The organism is Rhodococcus sp. EPR-147 (assembly GCF_001647185.1).
In the GTDB taxonomy this organism is placed as follows: domain Bacteria; phylum Actinomycetota; class Actinomycetes; order Mycobacteriales; family Mycobacteriaceae; genus Rhodococcoides.
The window spans coordinates 1-2,682 of the sequence record NZ_LVCU01000385.1; the positions used below are offsets into that span (position 1 = coordinate 1).

At 66.6% G+C, this 2,682-nt stretch carries 1 protein-coding gene; it reads right to left on the minus strand.

Annotated features, from left to right (window positions below; genetic code table 11):
- The coding region (locus tag A2J02_RS17110) for a condensation domain-containing protein (protein ID WP_156516264.1) at positions 1-2,682 on the minus strand (2,682 nt) is incomplete at both ends.

The following is a 2,682-nucleotide window of genomic DNA, read 5'->3' on the forward strand; positions in this document are numbered from 1 at the left end:
GCCACCGAACCGCACCGCGACGGCGTCGGGGTGATCCGCGGCTGCTGCATCGAGCAGATCCACCAGGGTCAGCTCTCGTGAGACGTCGTCTCCCGAGACGTTCCACTGCGACACCACGGCACGGTGCTCCGCGGCGTCGACGATCGTGACGTCGCCGACCGGCACTGTCGCGTCCGTTGTGACCGCGTCCAGAATCGCCAGGAAGCGACGCGCGAAGCTCTCGACGAGATCTTCGTCGAACAGATCCGTTGCGTACTCGAACACCGCATCGATACCCGCGGGCGCTCCGTCGTCGAGGTGCTCGGTCAGCCACAGCTGTATGTCGAATTTGGCGATGGGAACATCGAATTCGGCGGCTTCCGCGCGCAGGCTGCCGACGGTGAGTTCACGAGACATCGCCGATTCGAGTGAGATCGCGACCTGAAACAGCGGGTGCCGAGACGTCGAGCGGACCGGGTTCAGCACCTCGACGAGGCGCTCGAACGGCACGTCTGCATGCGCGAACGCGGACAGATCCGTGTCTCGTACGCGCGAGAGCAGATCCTCGAAGGTCAACGCCGGGTCGACCTCGGTGCGCAGTACGAGCGTGTTGACGAACATGCCGACCAGGTCATCGAGAGCGGGCTCTCCCCGACCGGCCACGGGCGCACCGATGGCGATGTCGGTGGTACCACTGAGCCGGGCGAGCAGCAGCGCGTACGCGGATTGCATGACCATGAACAGCGAGGCGTTGTTCGCTCGGGCCAGGTTCGCCAGCGAGGCATGCAGATGCGCCGGAACGTCGACCCGGAGCTTGCTGCCCGCGTTCGAGGACACGGCGGGCCGTGGCCTGCTCGACGGCAGCGCCAGTTGATCGGGCAGATCTTCGAGAGTCGCGCTCCAGTAGGCGATTTCGCGCGACGCCAAAGACAGCGGATCGGTCTCGGGACCGAGCACCGCTCGCTGCCACAACGCGTAGTCGGCGTACTGGACCTCGAGAGGGGTCCACTCGGGTGCGCGCCCCTTGACGCGGCTCGAGTACGCGACCAGCACGTCCCGCGCCAGTGGGCCGAACGACGCGCCGTCGGCGGCGATGTGGTGGAGCACCATCGCGAGTTCGTGTTCGGTCGGTGAGATCTCGAAGAGTGCGATGCGGAACGGTGTGTCGACCGTGACGTCGAATCCCTTGGCGACCAGTTCGTGCAGCCGTCCACCCAGTTCGTCGCGTTCGATGCGGACCGGCAGGATCGTCGCCGGAGTCCGTGCGGCCGTGAGTACGACCTGTTCCGGTGAGCCGTCCACTTCGGGGTAGACGGTGCGCAGCGTTTCGTGTCGATCGACGACGTCGGCGAATGCGGCAGACAGCGCCACCACGTCCAGCGGGCCGGTCAGACGAACGGAGAACGGCAGGTTGTACGCCGCGGTGGTCGGGTCGAAGCGGTTGAGGAACCACATCCGCTGTTGCGCAGGTGAGAGCGGAATACGCTCGGGGCGTTCCCGCGACTCCAGAACCGGGGTGTCCGCCCCGAGCCGGGCCGCCGATTCGGCCCTGGCCGCGAGTGCGCCGACCGTGGGAGCCTCGAACAGCTCACGGACACCGAGGCGCACACCGAGAGCGCTGCCGACTCGCGTCACCAACTGCGTGGCGATCAGAGAGTTGCCACCGAGCTCGAAGAAGTCCTCGTCCAGCCCGACCTTGGAGGCTCCGAGCAGATCCTCGTAGATGCCCGCGACGACGTACTCCGCTCGGCTCTGCGGGGCCCGGTACTTCTTCGCACTGCTGAACACCGGTTCCGGCAACGCTTTTCGGTCGAGCTTGCCGCTGGTGTTCAGCGGCAGGGCGTCGAGGACGACGACCGCTGCAGGCACCATGTACGACGGTAGGGCGTGACCGGCGAACTCGATCGCCGCGGCCGACTCGATGGATCGCCCAGGAGCCGCGACCACATACGCCACCAACTGATCACCGGTGACCGTCTGGACCACCAATACCACTGCCTGCGAGATGGATTCGTTGGCGAGCAGAACCGTTTCGATCTCGCCGAGCTCGATGCGTTGGCCGCGGAACTTGACCTGGAAATCGGTTCGTCCGATGTAGTCCAGCACGCCGTCGCTACGCCAGCGCACGAGGTCACCGGTGCGGTACATCCGCTCGCCGCCAGTGCCGAAGGGGTTGGCGACGAAGCGATCCGAGCTCAGATCCGGTCGGCCCACGTAGCCGCGCGCCAACTGGACTCCGGCGAGGTACAGCTCGCCCGATTCGCCGATCGGGGTGGGTCGCAACCGACCGTCGAGAACGAAGGCCCTGGTGTTCCACTCGGGGACACCGATCGGGACGGTACGGGTGTCCTCCGGTCCGCTGGGGTGATAGGTGACCGAGACCGCGGCCTCGGTGGGGCCGTAGAGATTGTGCAGCCCCGCCGAGCACAGCGCGCGGAACGACGCTGCCGTCTCGACCGGCAGTGCCTCACCGATGACGAACACGTGGCGCAGCGAACTGCAGGTGCCCATCGGCGCGTTGGCCACGAACACCGTCAGCATCGACGGCACGAAATCGGTGACGGTGACCCGATGTTCGGCGATCTTGTTGGCCACGTAGACCGAGTCTCGATGCCCGTCGGGGGTGGCGAGCACCATCGTCGCGCCGACGCGCAGCGGCAGGAAGAATCCCCAGAGCGAGACGTCGAAGGTGGTGGCCGTCTT